This is a genomic window from Rhizobium sp. Root1204, assembly GCF_001424965.1.
Lineage (GTDB): Bacteria > Pseudomonadota > Alphaproteobacteria > Rhizobiales > Rhizobiaceae > Pararhizobium.
In genome coordinates, this window is record NZ_LMCZ01000009.1 from 20,691 (window position 1) to 38,106 (window position 17,416).

Sequence of the window (17,416 nt, forward strand, 5' to 3'; positions counted from 1 at the left end):
AAAACCCTTGCGACGTCGATGTCTTTGCGAAGGCCTGTTTGGCTTCGGCTTGTTGCGATCGCCGTTGACCGCAACGATTTATATCAAGCAAAGCCCGTGCCAGTTTCGTTGGCGGAAATTATGCTATTGAAATTTAAAGGATTTTCGTGACTTCTATGGGAGTGCCCAAATCTTCGACATCTTAGGCCTGTGCAAAAAAAATTAGCGTTTGCTGTAATGCGACCAAAAGCTAAGTGGAAATTTTGTGCAGTGCAGAAAGAGAAAGGTTAGATTTCTTCGTCTGAACCCGCGCCAATCATGTTGCTCTTGACCGGAAACTTGGCGAGATAGTTGGCGATCTGGTTCGGGTCGAAAACCTGCCCGTCTACGAAATGGTCTCCATCGGAGGTACCCTCGACGCGGATATCCTCCTCCATCGGCGGTGTGGCATTCGTTCCAAGCGCCAAGCGGTAGATATCCGGCCGATAGGCCGCAGTTGCAGCTGTCATTCCCTTGGAGGAAAGGCCTGCCTGACCCCAGCGGATCATCTGGCTGTAAATCCACAGCGCCTGGCTCGGGCGCGGATAGTTGGCAAAGTTGGCATGGAACTGGAAATAGCCGTCGATAATGCGGTGATTGCCCTGATCATCAAGGTTGAACTCACCTGCCAGCACGCGCCGGATGGTGTCAACCGGGGCGGCGATATAACGGCTATCGGCCAAGGCCTCAGACAGGGCGTCGTGATTGTCCGGCTGGTCGCACCAGCGTGCCGCTGCATCGAGTGCCACGATCAATCGGGATACCATCTCGGGATTGCTTTCAGCCCATTCCGGCCGCATGCCGATGACTTTTTCCGGTGCGGATGGCCAGATATCCTGCTTGGCGGCGACGATGCGTCCGACGCCGCGCTCGGAGGCGACCATGTTCCAGGGCGCGCCAACGCAGAACCCGTCGATGGCGCCGGCAGCCAGCGCATCGGATGTCATCGGTGGTGGCACAACGACGAGTTTGACGTCGTGATCTGGATCGATGCCGCCTGCTGCCAGCCAATAGCGGAATTCGTAATTGTGCGAGGAGAATGGATAGGTGACGCCCAATGTCGGCAGCGGCTCGCTGCGCGCTTTCATCGCGAGAATGACCTTTGCCAGCGCCTGCGCATTTTCGAGCGCGCTGGCCGTTTCGCTCAAGGGTGCTTCTTGCCGCATACGGGCATAAAGTTGCGTCGACAGGGTAATGGCATTGCCGCCGCGCCCGAGCGAAAACGCCGTAATCGTCGGTGAAGGGTTGGAGCCCAGTCCCAGCATGGAGGCAACCGGCATGGGGGACAGCATGTGGGCGATGTCAAACGGCCGGAAGGCGAGCCGGTCGCGGACATTGGCCCAGGAGACGTCCTTCACGAGATCAAGAGCGATCCCTTCCTTCTGCGCAAAACCGAATTCTGACGCTGCAATCAGCACGGAAGCGTCAACGAGCGGAATGAAGCCGGCGCGGAGAGTGCGCGGGCCTTCGCGGCTCAGGCGCGCCGGCGCGGCAAGGCCGCTGTCGCCGCCGAAGTCTGTGAGCCTGGTGATCATGTTCACTCCAATTTCTTCCGCCGGACGATGTCCAGCTGGCGCGGGCATCACATCAGCAACCCGGCAGCCGTGACGACGCTCTGGGCAATGTCAGCGATCTTCTTCTTTTCATTCATCGCGGTCTGGCGCAGCAGCGCAAACGCCTGTTCCTCGGAAAGGCTACGCATCCTCATCAGGATGCCCTTGGCGCGCTCAACGATCTTGCGCTCCTCGAGTGCTGACTTTGCGTCCGCGAGCTCCCGCTGCAACCGGCTGAAAGCGTTGAAGCGGCTGACGGCCATGTCGAGAATGGGCTTGACCCGTTCCTTCTTCAGCCCGTCGACGATATAGGCCGACACGCCCGCATCGACGGCCGCCTCGATGGAGGCTGTATCCGATCGATCGACGAACATGGCAATCGGCCGGCCAACGGTGCGCGTCAGCTGGAACAGGTGCTCCATCATGTCGCGGTTCGGGTTTTCAAGATCGATGAAGATTACATCCGGCTGCAATGTCTCGATCACGCGCGCGATACCGTTGACCTCATGAACGACCGTAACCCTGGAATGTCCGGCCTCGCGCAATCCTTCCTCAATGATCGAGGCGCGAATTGTGTTCTCGTCGATCACAAGAATGGTGAGATCCAAATAGGTCATCGGATATTTATGCCGCAGTGCAGCACATTGCGCAATGTGCGCTAGCCTAAAATATCAGCATAAGATTTTGCGGCTAATATTTAGGCGAATTCATTGACGGATTCACGGCACACTACTTGCGGTCCTTCGCAAGAGAGAACAGCCAATTCGTGCCAATCTGCGGTGAAGACCTCGGCGAACAGAGTTTGGTGCATGCTGCCCCTTTTCATCACACAGAATGTGCCAACACAGGCTGCCGGGTCCGAACGCTCAGACGAGGTAGGTGACGATGCGGTTTCCCTGGAGTTCGTGCACCTCGAAGGCGGTGTCGTAGACCGCTTGCAACACGTCCGGCCGGACGATGTTGTCCGGGGCCCCCTGGAAGGCGACCTTGCCATTGCGCATGGCGACGATATAGTCGGAGTAACAGGAGGCGAAGTTGATGTCGTGCAAGACGATGACGATGGTCTTGCCGAGTTCGGCTGCCGCTCTTTGCAACAGCTTCATCATCGTGACGGCGTGCTTCATGTCGAGATTGTTCAGCGGTTCATCGAACAGCGCAGTGCGAAGCGGAGGCATCGCTTACCTGCCGCTGACTGCCATGTCCGGCCAGATCAAGAGACTGGTCGGCCTCTATCCTCTGCTTGAGATGCGGCTGCCGCTGAACACCGTCGTCCATCTGCTCAATCCGCTGGGGGCAAGCCTAAGCCTGCTCGGCGTCGCCAAGCAATCGCATCGTGAGCTTCACAGGGAAACGGCGAAGCTTCTCGACATGTCCAACATTTCCATTATCGGCAGCAACCGGGACTTTGCCGAATTCACCCCCTTCCGCTCCACAACGCTCTTCCGGCTGATAGACGGTGAACCCGCCGATACCATCATTCCGATGCGCGCCATGCCCCCTATACAAACGCCGTCAGGATTTTCCAGCCGAGAGTATTGGGAAGCGGTCTGGAGCGGGGCGGCCCGCGACGCGGTGGCTGAAACAACCATCATCACGACCGCCGCCGCAGCGTTGATGAGCTTGCGCAAGCACGGGCCACGTCCTTCGACGTCATTTGCGAAGAGGTGGCCATACTTTGGGATGCCCGCGTGAAACGGCCGTCTTGATCCCGACGCTGGAGACAGAGCCGACCACCGGTTTGAAGCCGTGGTGCGTGAGGCAAAACATCTGTGGATACGGGCATTCCGAGTTTTAGCGCGAGGATATCTGCAGTTTCACATCGTTTTGCTACGCAGCCCCTGAGGCTGGAGACATGTAGAATACCTGTCAATCGCGCCAAATCTATAGCTTCATCCGTTGCGGCGTCCCCACCTGATGCGGTCATGCCCAAGAGGGCAGGCCCCCAGCGCAGCGACGCGCACCATGTGGGACGCTCGCGGGATATCACTCCTCGTCAACAATTCGCACGGACAAGTGTCGTGCTCAGCTCCTGTTGATCAGCGCGGGACAGGAAGCGCCCGGGCGCGATTGCGGCGAAAGGCAGTGTCCTCTTCCATGGTCCGATGTTAAAGAGCCGCAACTGCCACCACATATACTGGACGGAATTTCCATGAGCGTTGCACGATATGCTGACTACATCGGGGACCTGAGGGTGCTTTTTGCCGAATTGGATCGCAGGTCCGAACGCTTCCAAACCTTCGATGTGCGACTGGAACTGGTTGCAGCCGGTAGCCTCGTCGTCTACGAAACAAAGCGACGAAAAGGCCAGACGGACAGCTTGTATTATGGTCGCTCTGCAGCGACTGGCCAGAACCAACAGATTTCACAGGCGGCTGCGTTTTCAGCAATCGACCGGTTTTTCGCGCTTGGCCAATTTGCGGCTTTGACCGATCTGGTCGCAACCGGGAAGGGCGCCGAGAGCCGAACGGTGGATGCGCAGTATCCGCACTGCGCCGTCAATTTTTCCTATCGAAAAAAAGGTCAGGCAGTCGCCCGCTCGATGCTGATGGTCTTTGTCGGGTTCAATGACGAAGCCGATGCATTGGAATTTACGTCGATAGCCGATGAGCCGGGCGCATTCGTAGCCCAACGGCCATACCACACAGCAAAGTCGCATGAATGGAAGTGAGTGAAGCGGGTGGCCTTCTGACCAAAAGCGGCTGCGCCGGATAGCGAGCCGCAGGCACGGATGCCCTTCTATCTTTCCAGTTGCTTCATACAAACGTGTCCTGTACCAGCCGCTGCGACATCTTGAAGCGCTCCACCAGCCAGGCCAGCTCGCCTGCGGTTATCACGCAGATCACCGGTCGGAGACCAGTGATCTTCCCGTCATTCTCTTTAAGGCAATCGAGCGCCTTTGCCGCCTTTAAAGCGGCGCTAAAGCGTGATCACCGCTCTCGTCGCGTATGCGTGTCGGGAGCCCCATGCCGTGCAGGAGTTCAAGCAGCGGCCGAGGGCGCAGTTCCTCGACGTTTGCCATTCTTCTGACATCCCACTCTCCGGTGGCGACCAGCATTGCGGCAGCGACTGGCGGGATGCCCGCCGTGTAGGAAATGCCCTGCGAGCCAACTTCCTCGAAGGCTTGCCCGTGGTCCGCGACGTTGTAGATGAGCACCTCGCGCTCCGTCCCATCCTTCATGCCCTTGACGAGATCGCCGATGCAGGTCTTGCCGGAATAATCCGGGGCGAGGGACGTCGGGTCGGGCAGCACCGCCTTGACGACCTTGAGCGGCACGACCTCAAGTCCCTCCGCGGTCTTCACCGGTTGTTCCGAGAGTAGCCCAAGGCTGTTCAGCACGGTAAACACGTTGATGTAGTGATCGCCGAAACCCATCCAGAACCGTACATCCGCGCCATCCATGTTCTTTGAGAGCGAGTGGACTTCGTCATGACCGGTCAAGTAGGCCTTCTGCTTGCCCACGACAGGCAGTTCGAATTCCTGACCGACCTCGAACATCTTGTTCGTCTGCCAGGCCCCTTTCTGCCAGGAGTAGACCGTTCCGGTGAATTCGCGGAAGTTGATCTCCGGGTCGAAATTGGTGGCGAAATATCGGCCATGGCTGCCGGCATTGATATCAATGATATCGATATCGGTGATCGTGTCGAAATACTCGTCCTTTGCGAGCCTCGCATAGGCGTTGACGACGCCGGGATCAAAGCCGATGCCGAGAATGGCGGTAATGCCCTTCTCCTCGCATTCTGCCGCCCGCTTCCATTCATAATTTCCATACCACGGCGGCGTCTCGCAGATCTTGCTGGGATCTTCGTGGATCGCCGTATCGAGATAGGCCGCGCCCGTGTCGATGCAGGCGCGCAGCACCGACATGTTGACGAAGGCTGAGCCGACATTGATGACGATCTTGGATCCGGTGCTGATGATGAGAGCCTTCGTTGCTTCCACATCCATGGCGTCGAGCGCATGCGCTTCGAGTTTCACAACCGTCTTCAGGCTCTTTTTCTCATGGATGGATTCGACGATCTTGCGGCATTTCTCCACCGTGCGGGATGCAATGTGAATGTCTCCCAATACATCGCTGTTCTGTGCGCACTTGTGTGCCGCAACCTGAGCCACGCCTCCGGCGCCGATGATGAGAACGTTCTTTTTCATTTCCGGGGATATCTCCTTGGTAGTGTGTTGAATGGCCTCAGGAGAGGCTTTGCTTGTAGTCCGCGTAAGTGAATTCGCGGACCGTCCTGACGTTTCCGTCGAGGTCCTTGATGGCGATCGCCGGCATTTTGACGCCGTTGAACCAGTTTTTCTTGACCATGGTGTAACCGGCGGCATCCTGGAAGGAGATGCGATCACCAACCTTCAATTCGGCCGGAAAGCGGAATTCGCCGAAAATATCACCGGCAAGGCACGACTTGCCGCAGATCAGGTAGCTGTGCGGGCCTTCATTCGGCGAGACCTTGGCGCTTTCACGATAGATCAGCAGATCGAGCATATGCGCCTCGATCGAGCTGTCGACGATTGCGAGATGCTTGCCGTTGTAAAGCGTATCGAGCACGGTCACCTCGAGCGTCGTGCTGCCGGTGATCGAGGCTTCGCCGGGCTCCAGATAGACCTGCACGCCGTGGCGGTCCGAAAATGCCTTCAGGCGGGCGCAGAAGGCATCGATCGGGTAATCGTCTCCGGTAAAATGGATGCCGCCGCCAAGGCTGACCCAATCGACGCGGCCGAGCAGCGAGCCGAACTTCTCTTCGATCTGCGCCAGCAAACTGTCGAACAGCGCAAAATCCTTGTTTTCGCAGTTGTTGTGGATCATGAACCCGCTGATCTTGTCCATGACCGTCTCGACCTTGCCGGTATCCCATTCGCCCAGCCGGCTGAACGGCCGGGCTGGGTCTGCAAGATCGAAGCTGGACGAACTGACCTGCGGATTGAGACGCAGGCCGCGGGGTATGCCGGTCGCCTTTGCGGCATAACGGTCAAGCTGGGAGATCGAGTTGAAGATGATCTTGTCGGCATGCGCGATGACGTCGTCTATCTCGTTGTCGTCATAGGCGACACTGTAGGCATGTGTCTCTCCACCGAACTGCTCGTGACCGAGGCGGGTCTCGAACAGGGACGACGAGGTCGTTCCATCCATGTAGCCGGACATAACGTCGAAGGCCGACCACGTCGCAAAGCACTTTAGCGCCAACAGTGCCTTGGCGCCGGATTGTTCTCTTACATAGGCAATCTTCTCCAGATTGCGGATGAGCTTTGAGGCGTCGATCAGATAGTATGGTGTTTTAATCATGGGCATTCCGGCTTTGAGGTCAAAAGGGCAGGGGAACGAAAACACGGGGCCGAGTTGTGATGCCCTGGTTTCGAAGCATATTGAGGAAAATCACCAGGGCCGCGGCGCATTCGCACTGCGCACCCTGAGTCCAAGCGCTCGCCGTTTCATGATGCGTGCAGCCAGGGAGATATTGACAGATATCTTGGTCCTGTAATTCATCTCCAGTGTCGAGGCCGCGGAAGAGGGCCTTTCGAAAACAGAGCTCGGTAAGCGATCATCTTTACCGTTGTCGTGCGCTTGTGGCAGAAAAGTCCCGTCGGCAACCCGTCCAAGCCAGACGCGATCGTGACATACAGATCGATTTAGTCCCGCCAATTGCTGCAGGAGTTCTTGACGGGCAACACAGTCATGCGGGTCGCTGGCAACTCGTCGTGAACGCGCGTGGAGATTTGCCGCAGTCACCACCGGCTCGACTTCAGGCCTGCGCCACAAAAGAAACCGGTCATCGACAAGGTCCAGATACTCATCCGTCACCTGCAAGGGCAACATCTCGTCGGCAACGGGATCGAAAAGCCGGAAGGGATCAGGTCTCTCATGATAATGCGAAGCAAGCCCAGGACTTTGATTGTGCTCGAAATCGGTGATCGCTGCGACAGAGGCGCCAATTTGCGGGCAGCTGGACACGACCTGGGCAGCGACGTCGCTCGATAGTTTCGCCTGTCTCCAAAGCGCATGAGCGATCGCAAGATTTGCTCTCATTGCGGCGGAAAGGGTAAGGCAACGGGTGCTGCCTTCGTGTTCCTGGCGGGCGAACTGGTTGAAAGCCGGATATGCCAGGAGCTCGCTCAGCGTCTCAACGTCTTCCTCCAAAGCTTCGGAAATTTGCGATTGGCTGAGCACGCCAGCGTGCCAGCTAGCACCTTCGTGAGAGCATCCCATGTGAACCTGCAATTTCGGGCTTCTTTGCCTTCAATCGGCTGTGATGTCAGAACGACATTCCAATCAGCCGCACTCATGTGGTCAACATGCCGGAGCATGCGATACGAAAAAGCGATACCCGAACGAGGCTACCCCGTCCGGGCTAAATTCCCGCTTTGAGACGTAGAGGCTCCCGTCTCGGATGATGGTTGAGTGGCATCATGGCCTTATCGTAGATGCCGAAGCCAGGAAGTCAAGTTTCGTTTCATGGGAGCCCGCGCCAGGAATTTTGGCGTTTAACATCCCTGATGTTCGGTCGATGTTTTTGGGTGACGATGGTTCTCGCGAACGGAAAGTCACCCAAAAACGTTCGTCAAATCACGCCGAGTGCGTCCATCGCTTCGGCAACTCGGACAAATCCAGCGATGTTGGCGCCGAGCACATAATCGCCTGCGGCACCATATTCCGTGGCGGTTTCCGCGCATCGGTCATGGATGTCACGCATGATGGTCGCCAGGCGTTTCTCGGTCTGCTCGAATGTCCAGCTGTCGCGCGAGGCATTCTGCTGCATTTCCAGTGCGGAAGTCGCAACGCCACCGGCATTTGCGGCCTTGCCCGGCGCAAACAACACCCCGGCCTCCTGGAAGATGCGCACGGCGTCCGGTGTCGATGGCATATTGGCGCCTTCGCCGACGGCGATAACGCCATTCTTCACCAGTGTCTTTGCGTCCTTGCCGGTCAGCTCGTTCTGCGTTGCAGAGGGCATGGCGATGTCGCAAGGCACATCCCAGATGGAGCCATTCTCGATATAATGAGTACCGGTGCCCTTCAATCGCGCATACTCGGATATACGCGCCCGGCGGGTCTCCTTTATCTCCTTGATCAGTTCAAGGTCCAGACCATTCTCGTCAACGATGTATCCGCCCGAATCCGAGCAGGCCATGATCTTGCCGCCGAATTCCATGATTTTTTCCATGGTGTAGATAGCCACGTTGCCGGACCCGGAAACGACCGCCCGCTTGCCTTCGAAAGCGTGGCCCTTTGTTGCCAGCATTCTTTCGACGAAATACGTGGCGCCGTAACCCGTCGCTTCCTTGCGAGCGCGCGAGCCGCCATAAAACAGAGCCTTGCCGGTGAGCACGCCGGCTTCGTACCGGTTGGTCAGGCGCTTGTACTGGCCGAACATGTAGCCGATTTCACGTCCACCGACGCCGATATCACCAGCTGGAACGTCCGTATATTCACCGATATGGCGATAAAGTTCGGTCATGAACGACTGGCAAAACCGCATGATCTCGCCGTCTGAACGGCCACGGGGATTGAAATCGGAACCACCTTTGCCGCCACCGATCGGCATGCCGGTGAGCGCATTCTTGAAGGTCTGTTCGAAACCGAGAAACTTGATGATTCCGACATTGACCGACGGGTGGAACCGTATGCCGCCCTTGTAGGGACCTAACGCGGAGTTGAACTGGACGCGAAAACCGCGATTGATCTGCACCTGACCTTTGTCATCAACCCATGGGACGCGAAAGATGATTTGGCGCTCGGGCTCGCAAATCCGCTCGATCAGCGCATTGTCCATGTATTTGGGATGTTTGGCCACCACGCGGCCCAGGCTTTCCAGCACTTCGCGGACTGCCTGATGAAATTCGAGTTCACCGGCGTTGCGGCGGATAACCTCGTTGAGAATCGGCTCAAGTTTTTCGTCTACGCGGACCAATCATTTTCTCCAATAACGTCAAGGATGCCCAAAAAGTGAGCGACCTAGCGTTGATAGCGTATGTTTTGAGCAACTCCAGAGAAATGTGCCCAGAGGCAGTGCAAATGCACAAAACCGAGGCCGGCGTTCATCTTGGGAAGGCCAATTGCCTATCTGTCAGGCTGCGTGAAGCTCGCCCTCACGGTTCGCCGCCCGCTCAACGGGGAGGGGCGGCGTCCGCATTCAGGCCGCAAACGGACCCGGGTCGTCGTCGTCTGGGCGCCGCGCAATTGCGGGTTTTTGCTTCGGTTGAAACTTCAGCACCTGCGGCGATGGATCAACGGCCTGGCGCTGGGTGCGGGAGAAAGCAGCGTCCTGCTCGCGCAGCCTTAAGTTTGCCTCAGGTTGAAACTCTACCGCCTCAATAAAGATGGTTTGCCGTTTGCCATTGTCTTCGATCGCGGTCTTCTCCCCCTCTGCCAGGCCCAGAAGGCTGAGCCCGCAGAGGGTATGGATCGACAGGGCATAGTCCGGCAAGTCCTCGCCTTGGCATTGGACCACCAGATGGGGGCCTTTAATTTGCCCGTTTAGCCGATAGGTGACGCGGCTGTTCAATGTCACGACATCGCCGGGAATATCGTCGCGGAAATAGACCGTCGCGTGGTTGAGTTTCTCGCGAAGAAGCGTCGCGAAAGCATCTGCTTGATTGTCGTATCGCTCCAGAATTGTCGTCAAGATAAAAACGTCTTTTGTGGTCAATTGGGAAAAATACTCTCTGGACATGGGAAATCTCCCGCGGAATCGAGCCAAGATGGCACCCGCGCCAAACGTTGATCAGACATGGTGAATGTCTCCCCTGGCCCATTTTTGAGCCAGGGGTCAGGCCCCTGCGATAAGGCACCCACTCGGTCGGAAAGCGCCGCGGTCGTGGTCGCTCGAACCTGTCATCGATCTCATCCGCCAGTGCCGGATGTGGGACTGTGCAGCCATGGTGAGACTGCCTTGCTAGGTTGTCGCCTCGACCACGTTGGAGACGGTGATCACGGTCAGGCGATGGCGTCGCCCATCACGGGCCGCCCAATCAATTGATTGTCCTTCCGACAGTCCGATCAAGGCAGTCCCGATCGGAGTGAGAATTGAGATTTTACCCTGGGCAATGTCGGCATCACCCGGATAAACCAAGGTCACCTGTCGCCTTTGGTTGTCGTCAGCGGCGTATTCCAGGGTTGAGCCCATGCGAACAACTTTTTCCGGCATCGAATGATGCGGGATGACCCTTGCTCTCTCCAATTCGGTGAGCAGGTCGTCCGAGAGATCCGGCATCCGGTTGGCTACGGTGGCCGCAAGGCCACTCAATCGTGCCTCATCGACGTCGCTAACGACGATCACCGGTTTGTTCTGACGAGGATTGAATTCATTGGTTGTCATTTTTTAGGTTCCTGACACCACCCTGAGCAGCCGCACGGTTAACGCATCGCGCACCAGCGGATTGCCTGAATGATTTGCGCCCAGCCGTTCGAACCCGGTCTGGAACAATAGATTTGTGGAGTTTTTGATGGTCACGCCGCCCCCGCGCTCGGGGCGTTCAGGCCGGGCCGGGGGCTACAGTCCTGCGATCGGGCAACCCCGATGGGAAAGGATGAGCAACATATGGGCGTGCGTCGGTTTCATCGCGACAGGTTGGCTTATTTCGGCGGATTGTCAAGTGAGGCAGAACTCGCCGGGTTCACTTCATTGTTGCTAATCGATGGAACACATCGAATGTCACACTCCCCATTCGGAGAACGGTGCTGCCGATCGCCGTTGGATAAAGTCCACGATTTGACCCAAACGGACAAAGATTTGTCTGACGATCTCTCACGCATTTTGGGCGTTCGGGATGCATCAATTACTTTCACGGATCTGCTTCGGGCGGCGGTTCTGGAAGTGTCGCTACCAGAACTGGGCATGCCGGCCGGAACTTGGAGGCGGTGGACCTCGCTTTGCGCGATGCCAATCCCCCGGCCCTGGAGCGCAAAGGGCTGCTCGTAACATCGAGAACGTCCATATCTAGAACCTTCCGGTGAGCCGTTTTTTCCTGTTCGAGAAAATCGGCCATTCTTAATCGGGCGGAGAATTGTGCAGACATTTAGTACTGAACAGGAGTTCCGTTCTGCCTCAGTCGCGTCTATCTCTTCGCCGTCTTGGCGTGCTTAAGGTTCGCGGCAACCAGCCGTCTACACACAAACAGGTCAACGATGGCCAAACGTGCTTTCTCACTTCCCGTAATAGGAGCGTTGCGGAAATTGGCCGCCATCAAAGGACACCGACGTTCGTAAGCCGGCAGCGCTGCGCTGGAGCGCCAAAGTGGTCGAAGACTTCGACAGCCGGCGCTATACGTCCTAACCTCCATGGATAAGAAGGCGCGTGAGGCTCTATTCCTCCATACGCTTAAACGGTGATGTGAAGCTGGAAAACCATGCGCCTGATCACATCCGCAATCCAGAGAACAACGCGCTTGTCAGCTCTTCTTTCATTTGTAAAGTCATCGTGAGTTTGCGGATTGGCAAATTTGATGCCGATATTGGTGAGATTCGAGAAAGCCATTTGCTTGGCCGCCGCCGTTACCACACGGCCCCAGACACGCTCGGCCGCCCTTATGCCACAGGACAAGTCCGTCTGAGCCATAACCCATCCGCCGAAAATGTCGCCAGCCGCATTGGCATCACCCGGCATGGCTAATGTGCGCAGGGTCAGTTCCCCGTTCGGTCTTGTCGATGGCGGCACGTGTTCGTTCTCCGATCGTCACGATGAAAGGAAGCGGTTCGTATTGGCTTTTTCTGCGGGTCGCCTCAGGCGTTGCGCAATTTGCCTTCGAGCAAGTCGATGACAGCGCGGCCGGCTTCCATGACGTTTGTTCCCGGGCCAAAAACGGCGGCGACGCCGTGGTCGAGCAGGAACTGGTAATCCTGGCGGGGCACGACGCCGCCGACGACGACGACGATATCCGCCGCACCCTTGGCCTTCAGCGCTTCGATCAGTTGCGGCGCCAGTGTCTTGTGGCCGGCGGCGAGCGACGACATGCCGACGACATGCACCCTTGCCGCGACTGCCATATCGGCCGCTTCCTCCGGCGTCTGGAACAAGGGACCAGCGAGCACCTCGAAACCGATATCGCCAAACGCCGAGGCGATGATCTTGGCGCCACGGTCATGGCCGTCCTGGCCGAGCTTGGCCACCATGATTTTCGGCTTGCGGCCGGTCGATTTGGAGAAGCCGGAAAGCCGGGCAGACAGCGTCGCCAGTTCCGGCTCGTCCTTGTAGGCATTGCCGTAGATATCGCTGACCACGTTCGGCACGGCGCTGTGATCGCCGAACACGGCACGCATCGCATCGGAGATTTCGCCGACGGTGGCGCGGGCGCGGGCGGCCGTGACGGCGGCTTCGAGAATATTACCTTCGCTGGTGCGAGCAACGGCCGTCAGCGCCGCAAGCGCCGCATTTACTTCAGCCGTATCGCGCCGTCTGCGCGTTTCCTCGATGCGGCCGATCTGGGCGGTGCGAACGGCGGCATTGTCGATGTCGAGAATGTCGAGGTCGTCCTCGGCCTCCAGCCGGTATTTGTTGACCCCGACGATCACCTCTTCGCCCTTGTCGACGGCGGCCTGGCGCCGGGTGGCGGCTTCCTCGATCAGCCGCTTGGGCAGGCCATCGGCGACGGCTTTTGTCATGCCGCCGAGTGCTTCCACCTCTTCCATCAATGCCCAGGCCTTATCGGCCAACTCGGCGGTCAGGCTCTCGACATAATAGGAGCCGGCCAGGGGATCGACGACCTTGGTGACGCCGGTCTCGTGCTGGAGGATCAACTGGGTGTTGCGGGCAATGCGCGAGGAGAATTCCGTCGGCAGCGCGATCGCCTCGTCGAACGAATTGGTGTGCAGCGACTGGGTGCCGCCGAGCACCGCCGACATCGCCTCAAAGGCGGTGCGGATGATGTTGTTGTAGGGATCCTGCTCCTGCAACGACACGCCGGATGTCTGGCAATGGGTTCGCAGCATCAGCGAGGACTGCTTCTTCGGATGGAAGCCTTCCATGATGCGGGTCCAGAGCAGGCGGGCGGCGCGGAGCTTCGCGGCTTCCATGAAGAAATTCATGCCGATGGCAAAGAAGAAAGACAGGCGGCCGGCGAATTCGTCGACGCTCAATCCCTTGGCGATGGCGGCGCGGACATATTCGCGGCCGTCGGCGAGCGTGAAGGCCAACTCCTGCACCAGCGTCGCCCCTGCCTCCTGCATGTGATAGCCGGAGATCGAGATGGAGTTGAACTTCGGCATTTCGCGGGCCGTGTAGTCGATGATATCGGCAACGATCCGCATCGAGGGTTCCGGCGGATAGATATAGGTGTTACGGACCATGAACTCCTTGAGGATGTCGTTCTGGATCGTGCCGGACAGCTGCGCGCGCGGTACGCCCTGTTCTTCGCCGGCAACGATGAACGAGGCCAGGATCGGGATGACGGCGCCATTCATGGTCATCGACACCGAGATCTTTTCCAGCGGAATACCGTCGAACAGGATCTTCATGTCCTCGACGGAATCGATCGCCACGCCGGCCTTGCCGACATCGCCGACGACACGTGGATGGTCGGAATCGTAACCACGATGGGTGGCGAGATCGAAGGCGACGGAGACACCTTGTTGGCCGCTCGCCAGCGCCTTGCGGTAGAACGCGTTCGAGGCTTCGGCGGTGGAGAAGCCGGCATATTGCCGGATCGTCCAGGGGCGCCCCGCATACATGGTGGCGCGCGGGCCGCGGGTGAACGGCGCAAGGCCGGGCAGCGAACCGAGATGACCGGCGGCTTCCAGATCAGCCTCGGTATAGAGCGGCTTGACCGCGATGCCTTCGGGCGTCTGCCAGGTAAGGCTGTCGGGCGAGGCTTTGAGCTCGCGTTCGGCAAGGGCTGCCCAGTCGGCGAGAGTTTTGTTATCGGACATGGGAAAGTCTCCTTGCATCGATCGAACGTACACCCTCCCCTTGAGGGGGAGGGGCGGCACGCAGTGCCGGGGTGGGGTGACGCTTCAAACGTCCCTGACCATCACCCCCACCCGCCGCTTTGCGGCGGCCTCCCCCCTCAAGGGGGAGGTAGAAGCTTGCCTCAACTGCCGTTAGCCACGCGCGCGATCCGCGCCGTGGGGCTGCTGCAACGACACTCGGACGGGGCGCTGGAAGCTGCCGCGAGAGAGTAGAAGAGATGGCACCTTTCAGCACCCCGTTCAGCGGTTTATGCCTGCGACTTGGGTCTCTCTGAGGTGGCTCGCTGGAATGGTGTTCGTGTGACCCGATAGAGCCCGGCCGAACCAATTTATCGGCAACGCTCCACCCGGCCGCCGCCGGTGCCTCCGATGTCCTCGTCCTCGGGTTAAATCCGAGACATAGAAGAGAAATCAGACGGACTTTTGATGCATCCGGCGAAACCATTCCGTTTGCCACCCTGTGTGCCGCGCAGGCACGCCCGGCGCGCTCTTTCGGGCATCGGAAGCAGGAGGGTCGATCCGTAACCTGTCCGCTTCTCCCGTGTCGCCGGAGGGAGACCATTTTCCGCAGACCCCCGATGCCAGGATTTGCGTCATCCCCTTGCATCAGGCGCCGGTCCCGCCTGACTGCCACGCCTGGCAGCGTATCCGATGGCGGGATGGACACAGGATGACACGGAGGCTCTTGGCGGGGATGAAAGACCATTCGATTTCTCTAAGCCGTTGTTTTCGTTCACGGTGACGGGAATTTATATGCCCGGCCGCCAACATAATTCAGGGGCGGCAGGGTAGGTTCGGAGTTTGTGGCTCCCCCTCATCCGGCCCTTCGGGCCACCTTCTCCCCGTTTGGGGAGAAGAGGGAGCATGCCGCCGCCTTCGACCCAGCAACGCATATTGCCGGCGCGGCCATTATTCGAACTCCATGATCAGCTCGTCAACGGCGAGACTGGCGCCTGCCGAAACGGCCACACGCTTGACGATACCCCGCCGCTCGGCGCGCAGGATATTCTCCATCTTCATGGCTTCGACCGTTGCCAGCGCCTGGCCGGCTTCCACGGTCTCGCCCGCAACAACCGTGACGGCAGTGATAACGCCGGGCATCGGGCAGAGCAGCATTTTCGATGTATCCGGCGGCAGCTTCTTCGGCATCAGCCGCGCCAGCCCGGCAACACGCGGGCTGCGCACATGAGCGGTGATATCGATGCCGCGCCAGCGCAGACGAATGCCGGTGCCAACAAGATCAATCTTCACGCCCATCACGGTGCCATCGATATTGAAATTGGCGTGGCTGCGGCCGGGCGTCCAGTCACCGGCAGCGGTGAGGGAGCTGCCATCGGCCAGCCGGGCGTAAGCGCCATCGGCGGACGCATCGAGCGTCACAGTATGCTCCTGCCCGGCAAACGTGACGGCCCAGTCCTTGCCGATCACCCGGCGGTGATTGCCGATGGTGCCGGAAATCTGCACGGCGCGATCCTGCACGGCCTGATGCACCAGCGTCGCGACGGCGGCCAGTTTCTGCGCGGACGCCACATCCGGCTCGACACCATGGAAGCCGTCCGGAAATTCCTCGGCAATGAAGGCGGTGGTAATCTTGCCGGAGCGGAACCGTTCGTGCTGCATGACGGCCGAGAGGAACGGCAGGTTATGGCCGATGCCCTCGACCTCGAAATTGTCGAGTGCGGCGCTCATCGCGTCAATGGCGGTCAGGCGATCAGGAGCCCAGGTGCAGAGCTTGGCGACCATCGGGTCGTAATACATCGAGATCTCGCCGCCTTCGAAGACGCCGGTATCGTTACGCACAACGGTGCCATCGGCCGCCATGCCTTCAGCCGGCGGCCGGTAGCGGGAGAGGCGGCCGATCGACGGCAGGAAGTTGCGGTAAGGGTCTTCCGCGTAAAGCCGGCTTTCGATCGCCCAGCCGTTGAGCCTGATATCATCCTGGCCCAAGGACAGCTTTTCGCCGGAGGCGACACGGATCATCTGCTCGACCAGATCGATGCCGGTGATCAGTTCGGTGACGGGATGCTCGACCTGCAGGCGGGTGTTCATTTCGAGGAAGTAGAAGTTGCGGTCGCCATCGACGATGAACTCGACGGTTCCGGCCGAATGATAGCCGACCGCCTTGGACAATGCCACGGCTTGCTCGCCCATGGCGCGGCGCGTGGCCGCGTCGAGGAACGGTGACGGGGCTTCCTCGATAACCTTCTGGTTTCGCCGTTGGATCGAGCATTCGCGCTCGCCGAGGTAAAGCACGGTGCCATGCTTGTCGCCGAGCACCTGGATTTCGATATGACGCGGCTGGGTGACGAACTTTTCGATGAAGATGCGGTCGTCGCCGAACGATGCCTTCGCCTCGTTCTTCGAGGACTGGAATCCTTCGCGGGCTTCTGCATCGTTCCAGGCGATCCGCATGCCCTTGCCGCCGCCGCCGGCCGATGCCTTGATCATCACCGGATAACCGATCGCGGCGGAAATCTTAACCGCCTCTTCGGCATCGGCGATCAGGCCCATATGGCCGGGTACGGTGGAAACGCCGGCCTCAGCCGCCAACTTCTTCGACGTGATCTTGTCGCCCATCGCCTCGATGGCGCCAACCGGCGGACCGACGAAGGCGACGCCGGCCTTTTCCAGCGCCTGTGCAAAGGCGGCGTTCTCCGAGAGGAAACCGTAGCCGGGGTGGACCGCGTCGGAGCCTGTCTTCCTGATCGCCTCGAGGATCTTGTCGATGACGATATAGGACTGGTTCGACGGCGACGGCCCGATATGCACGGCCTCGTCGGCCATCGAGACATGCAGCGCACCGGCATCCGCGTCCGAATAGACCGCAACTGTCTTGATGCCCATCCTACGCGCCGTCTTGATCACCCGGCAGGCAATCTCGCCGCGATTGGCAATGAGAATTTTCGAAATCATTTTCTTCTCGATCTATTCAATCTTGCTCTTGTTTCC

13 protein-coding genes and 2 pseudogenes are annotated in these 17,416 nt (G+C 58.8%); 2 read left to right on the forward strand and 13 right to left on the reverse strand.

Annotation, left to right across the window (positions count from 1 at the left end; genetic code table 11):
• Window positions 1-266 precede the first annotated feature (266 nt).
• From ASC96_RS11525 to ASC96_RS11535, 3 genes and pseudogenes are all read right to left on the reverse strand, one after another.
• Entirely contained in the window at window positions 267-1,553 is a 1,287-nt protein-coding gene (locus ASC96_RS11525) for a CmpA/NrtA family ABC transporter substrate-binding protein (protein WP_060503195.1), read from the reverse strand.
• Window positions 1,554-1,600: 47 nt separating this feature from the next.
• Window positions 1,601-2,188, reverse strand: coding sequence for an ANTAR domain-containing response regulator (locus tag ASC96_RS11530; protein ID WP_060503196.1), 588 nt, complete (start codon window positions 2,186-2,188; stop codon window positions 1,601-1,603).
• Between the two features lie 249 nt (window positions 2,189-2,437).
• Window positions 2,438-2,719: pseudogene (locus ASC96_RS11535) on the reverse strand (iron ABC transporter ATP-binding protein); the annotation flags it as partial.
• Between the two features lie 49 nt (window positions 2,720-2,768).
• Here ASC96_RS11535 and ASC96_RS11540 point away from each other — a divergent pair.
• Together ASC96_RS11540 and ASC96_RS11545 are read left to right on the forward strand one after the other, a co-directional pair.
• Entirely contained in the window at window positions 2,769-3,263 is a 495-nt protein-coding gene (locus tag ASC96_RS11540) for a hypothetical protein (RefSeq protein WP_060503197.1), read from the forward strand.
• A 340-nt stretch (window positions 3,264-3,603) separates the two neighbouring features.
• The gene (locus ASC96_RS11545) at window positions 3,604-4,239 is read left to right on the forward strand and encodes a hypothetical protein (RefSeq protein WP_156397430.1); all 636 of its coding nucleotides are present in this window, start codon (window positions 3,604-3,606) and stop codon (window positions 4,237-4,239) included.
• Between the two features lie 237 nt (window positions 4,240-4,476).
• Here the strand turns inward: ASC96_RS11545 and ASC96_RS11550 are convergent, their stop codons facing one another.
• The 10 genes and pseudogenes from ASC96_RS11550 to ASC96_RS11590 all read right to left on the reverse strand — a co-directional run bounded on the left by ASC96_RS11550 (window position 4,477) and on the right by ASC96_RS11590 (window position 17,380).
• Window positions 4,477-5,718 (reverse strand): saccharopine dehydrogenase family protein, encoded by a 1,242-nt coding sequence (locus ASC96_RS11550; protein ID WP_060503199.1) that lies wholly within the window; start codon window positions 5,716-5,718, stop codon window positions 4,477-4,479.
• Window positions 5,719-5,755: 37 nt separating this feature from the next.
• On the reverse strand, window positions 5,756-6,853 hold the full coding sequence (gene nspC, locus ASC96_RS11555) for a carboxynorspermidine decarboxylase (RefSeq protein ID WP_060503335.1): 1,098 nt from the start codon (window positions 6,851-6,853) through the stop codon (window positions 5,756-5,758).
• Window positions 6,854-6,943: 90 nt separating this feature from the next.
• A complete protein-coding gene (locus ASC96_RS11560) occupies window positions 6,944-7,786 on the reverse strand; it encodes a hypothetical protein (RefSeq protein ID WP_156397432.1) in 843 nt (280 codons plus the stop codon).
• A gap of 340 nt (window positions 7,787-8,126) precedes the next feature.
• Complete coding sequence (gene gdhA, locus ASC96_RS11565) at window positions 8,127-9,476, reverse strand: NADP-specific glutamate dehydrogenase (protein WP_060503201.1); 1,350 nt, start codon at window positions 9,474-9,476, stop codon at window positions 8,127-8,129.
• A gap of 222 nt (window positions 9,477-9,698) precedes the next feature.
• On the reverse strand, window positions 9,699-10,238 hold the full coding sequence (locus tag ASC96_RS11570; protein WP_060503202.1) for a hypothetical protein: 540 nt from the start codon (window positions 10,236-10,238) through the stop codon (window positions 9,699-9,701).
• Between the two features lie 222 nt (window positions 10,239-10,460).
• A complete protein-coding gene (rnk, locus tag ASC96_RS11575) occupies window positions 10,461-10,883 on the reverse strand; it encodes a nucleoside diphosphate kinase regulator (RefSeq protein ID WP_060503203.1) in 423 nt (140 codons plus the stop codon).
• A gap of 3 nt (window positions 10,884-10,886) precedes the next feature.
• A complete protein-coding gene (locus tag ASC96_RS34255; protein ID WP_280140010.1) occupies window positions 10,887-11,018 on the reverse strand; it encodes a hypothetical protein in 132 nt (43 codons plus the stop codon).
• Between the two features lie 1,011 nt (window positions 11,019-12,029).
• Window positions 12,030-12,221 (reverse strand): annotated as a pseudogene (locus ASC96_RS11580) (acyl-CoA thioesterase); the annotation flags it as partial.
• A 65-nt stretch (window positions 12,222-12,286) separates the two neighbouring features.
• A complete protein-coding gene (gene scpA, locus ASC96_RS11585) occupies window positions 12,287-14,428 on the reverse strand; it encodes a methylmalonyl-CoA mutase (protein WP_060503204.1) in 2,142 nt (713 codons plus the stop codon).
• Between the two features lie 948 nt (window positions 14,429-15,376).
• On the reverse strand, window positions 15,377-17,380 hold the full coding sequence (locus ASC96_RS11590) for an acetyl/propionyl/methylcrotonyl-CoA carboxylase subunit alpha (RefSeq protein WP_060503205.1): 2,004 nt from the start codon (window positions 17,378-17,380) through the stop codon (window positions 15,377-15,379).
• Window positions 17,381-17,416 lie beyond the last annotated feature (36 nt).

What these genes read in the sequence shown, in the direction of transcription:
- ASC96_RS11530 (WP_060503196.1), bottom strand. Translation starts at nt 2,188, where the DNA reads ATGACCTATTTGGATCTCACCATTCTTGTGATCGACGAGAACACAATT.
- ASC96_RS11570 (WP_060503202.1), bottom strand. Translation starts at nt 10,238, where the DNA reads ATGTCCAGAGAGTATTTTTCCCAATTGACCACAAAAGACGTTTTTATC.
- ASC96_RS11525 (WP_060503195.1), bottom strand. Translation starts at nt 1,553, where the DNA reads ATGATCACCAGGCTCACAGACTTCGGCGGCGACAGCGGCCTTGCCGCG.
- rnk (WP_060503203.1), bottom strand. Translation starts at nt 10,883, where the DNA reads ATGACAACCAATGAATTCAATCCTCGTCAGAACAAACCGGTGATCGTC.
- ASC96_RS11590 (WP_060503205.1), bottom strand. Translation starts at nt 17,380, where the DNA reads ATGATTTCGAAAATTCTCATTGCCAATCGCGGCGAGATTGCCTGCCGG.
- ASC96_RS11550 (WP_060503199.1), bottom strand. Translation starts at nt 5,718, where the DNA reads ATGAAAAAGAACGTTCTCATCATCGGCGCCGGAGGCGTGGCTCAGGTT.
- scpA (WP_060503204.1), bottom strand. Translation starts at nt 14,428, where the DNA reads ATGTCCGATAACAAAACTCTCGCCGACTGGGCAGCCCTTGCCGAACGC.
- nspC (WP_060503335.1), bottom strand. Translation starts at nt 6,853, where the DNA reads ATGATTAAAACACCATACTATCTGATCGACGCCTCAAAGCTCATCCGC.
- ASC96_RS11540 (WP_060503197.1), top strand. Translation starts at nt 2,769, where the DNA reads ATGTCCGGCCAGATCAAGAGACTGGTCGGCCTCTATCCTCTGCTTGAG.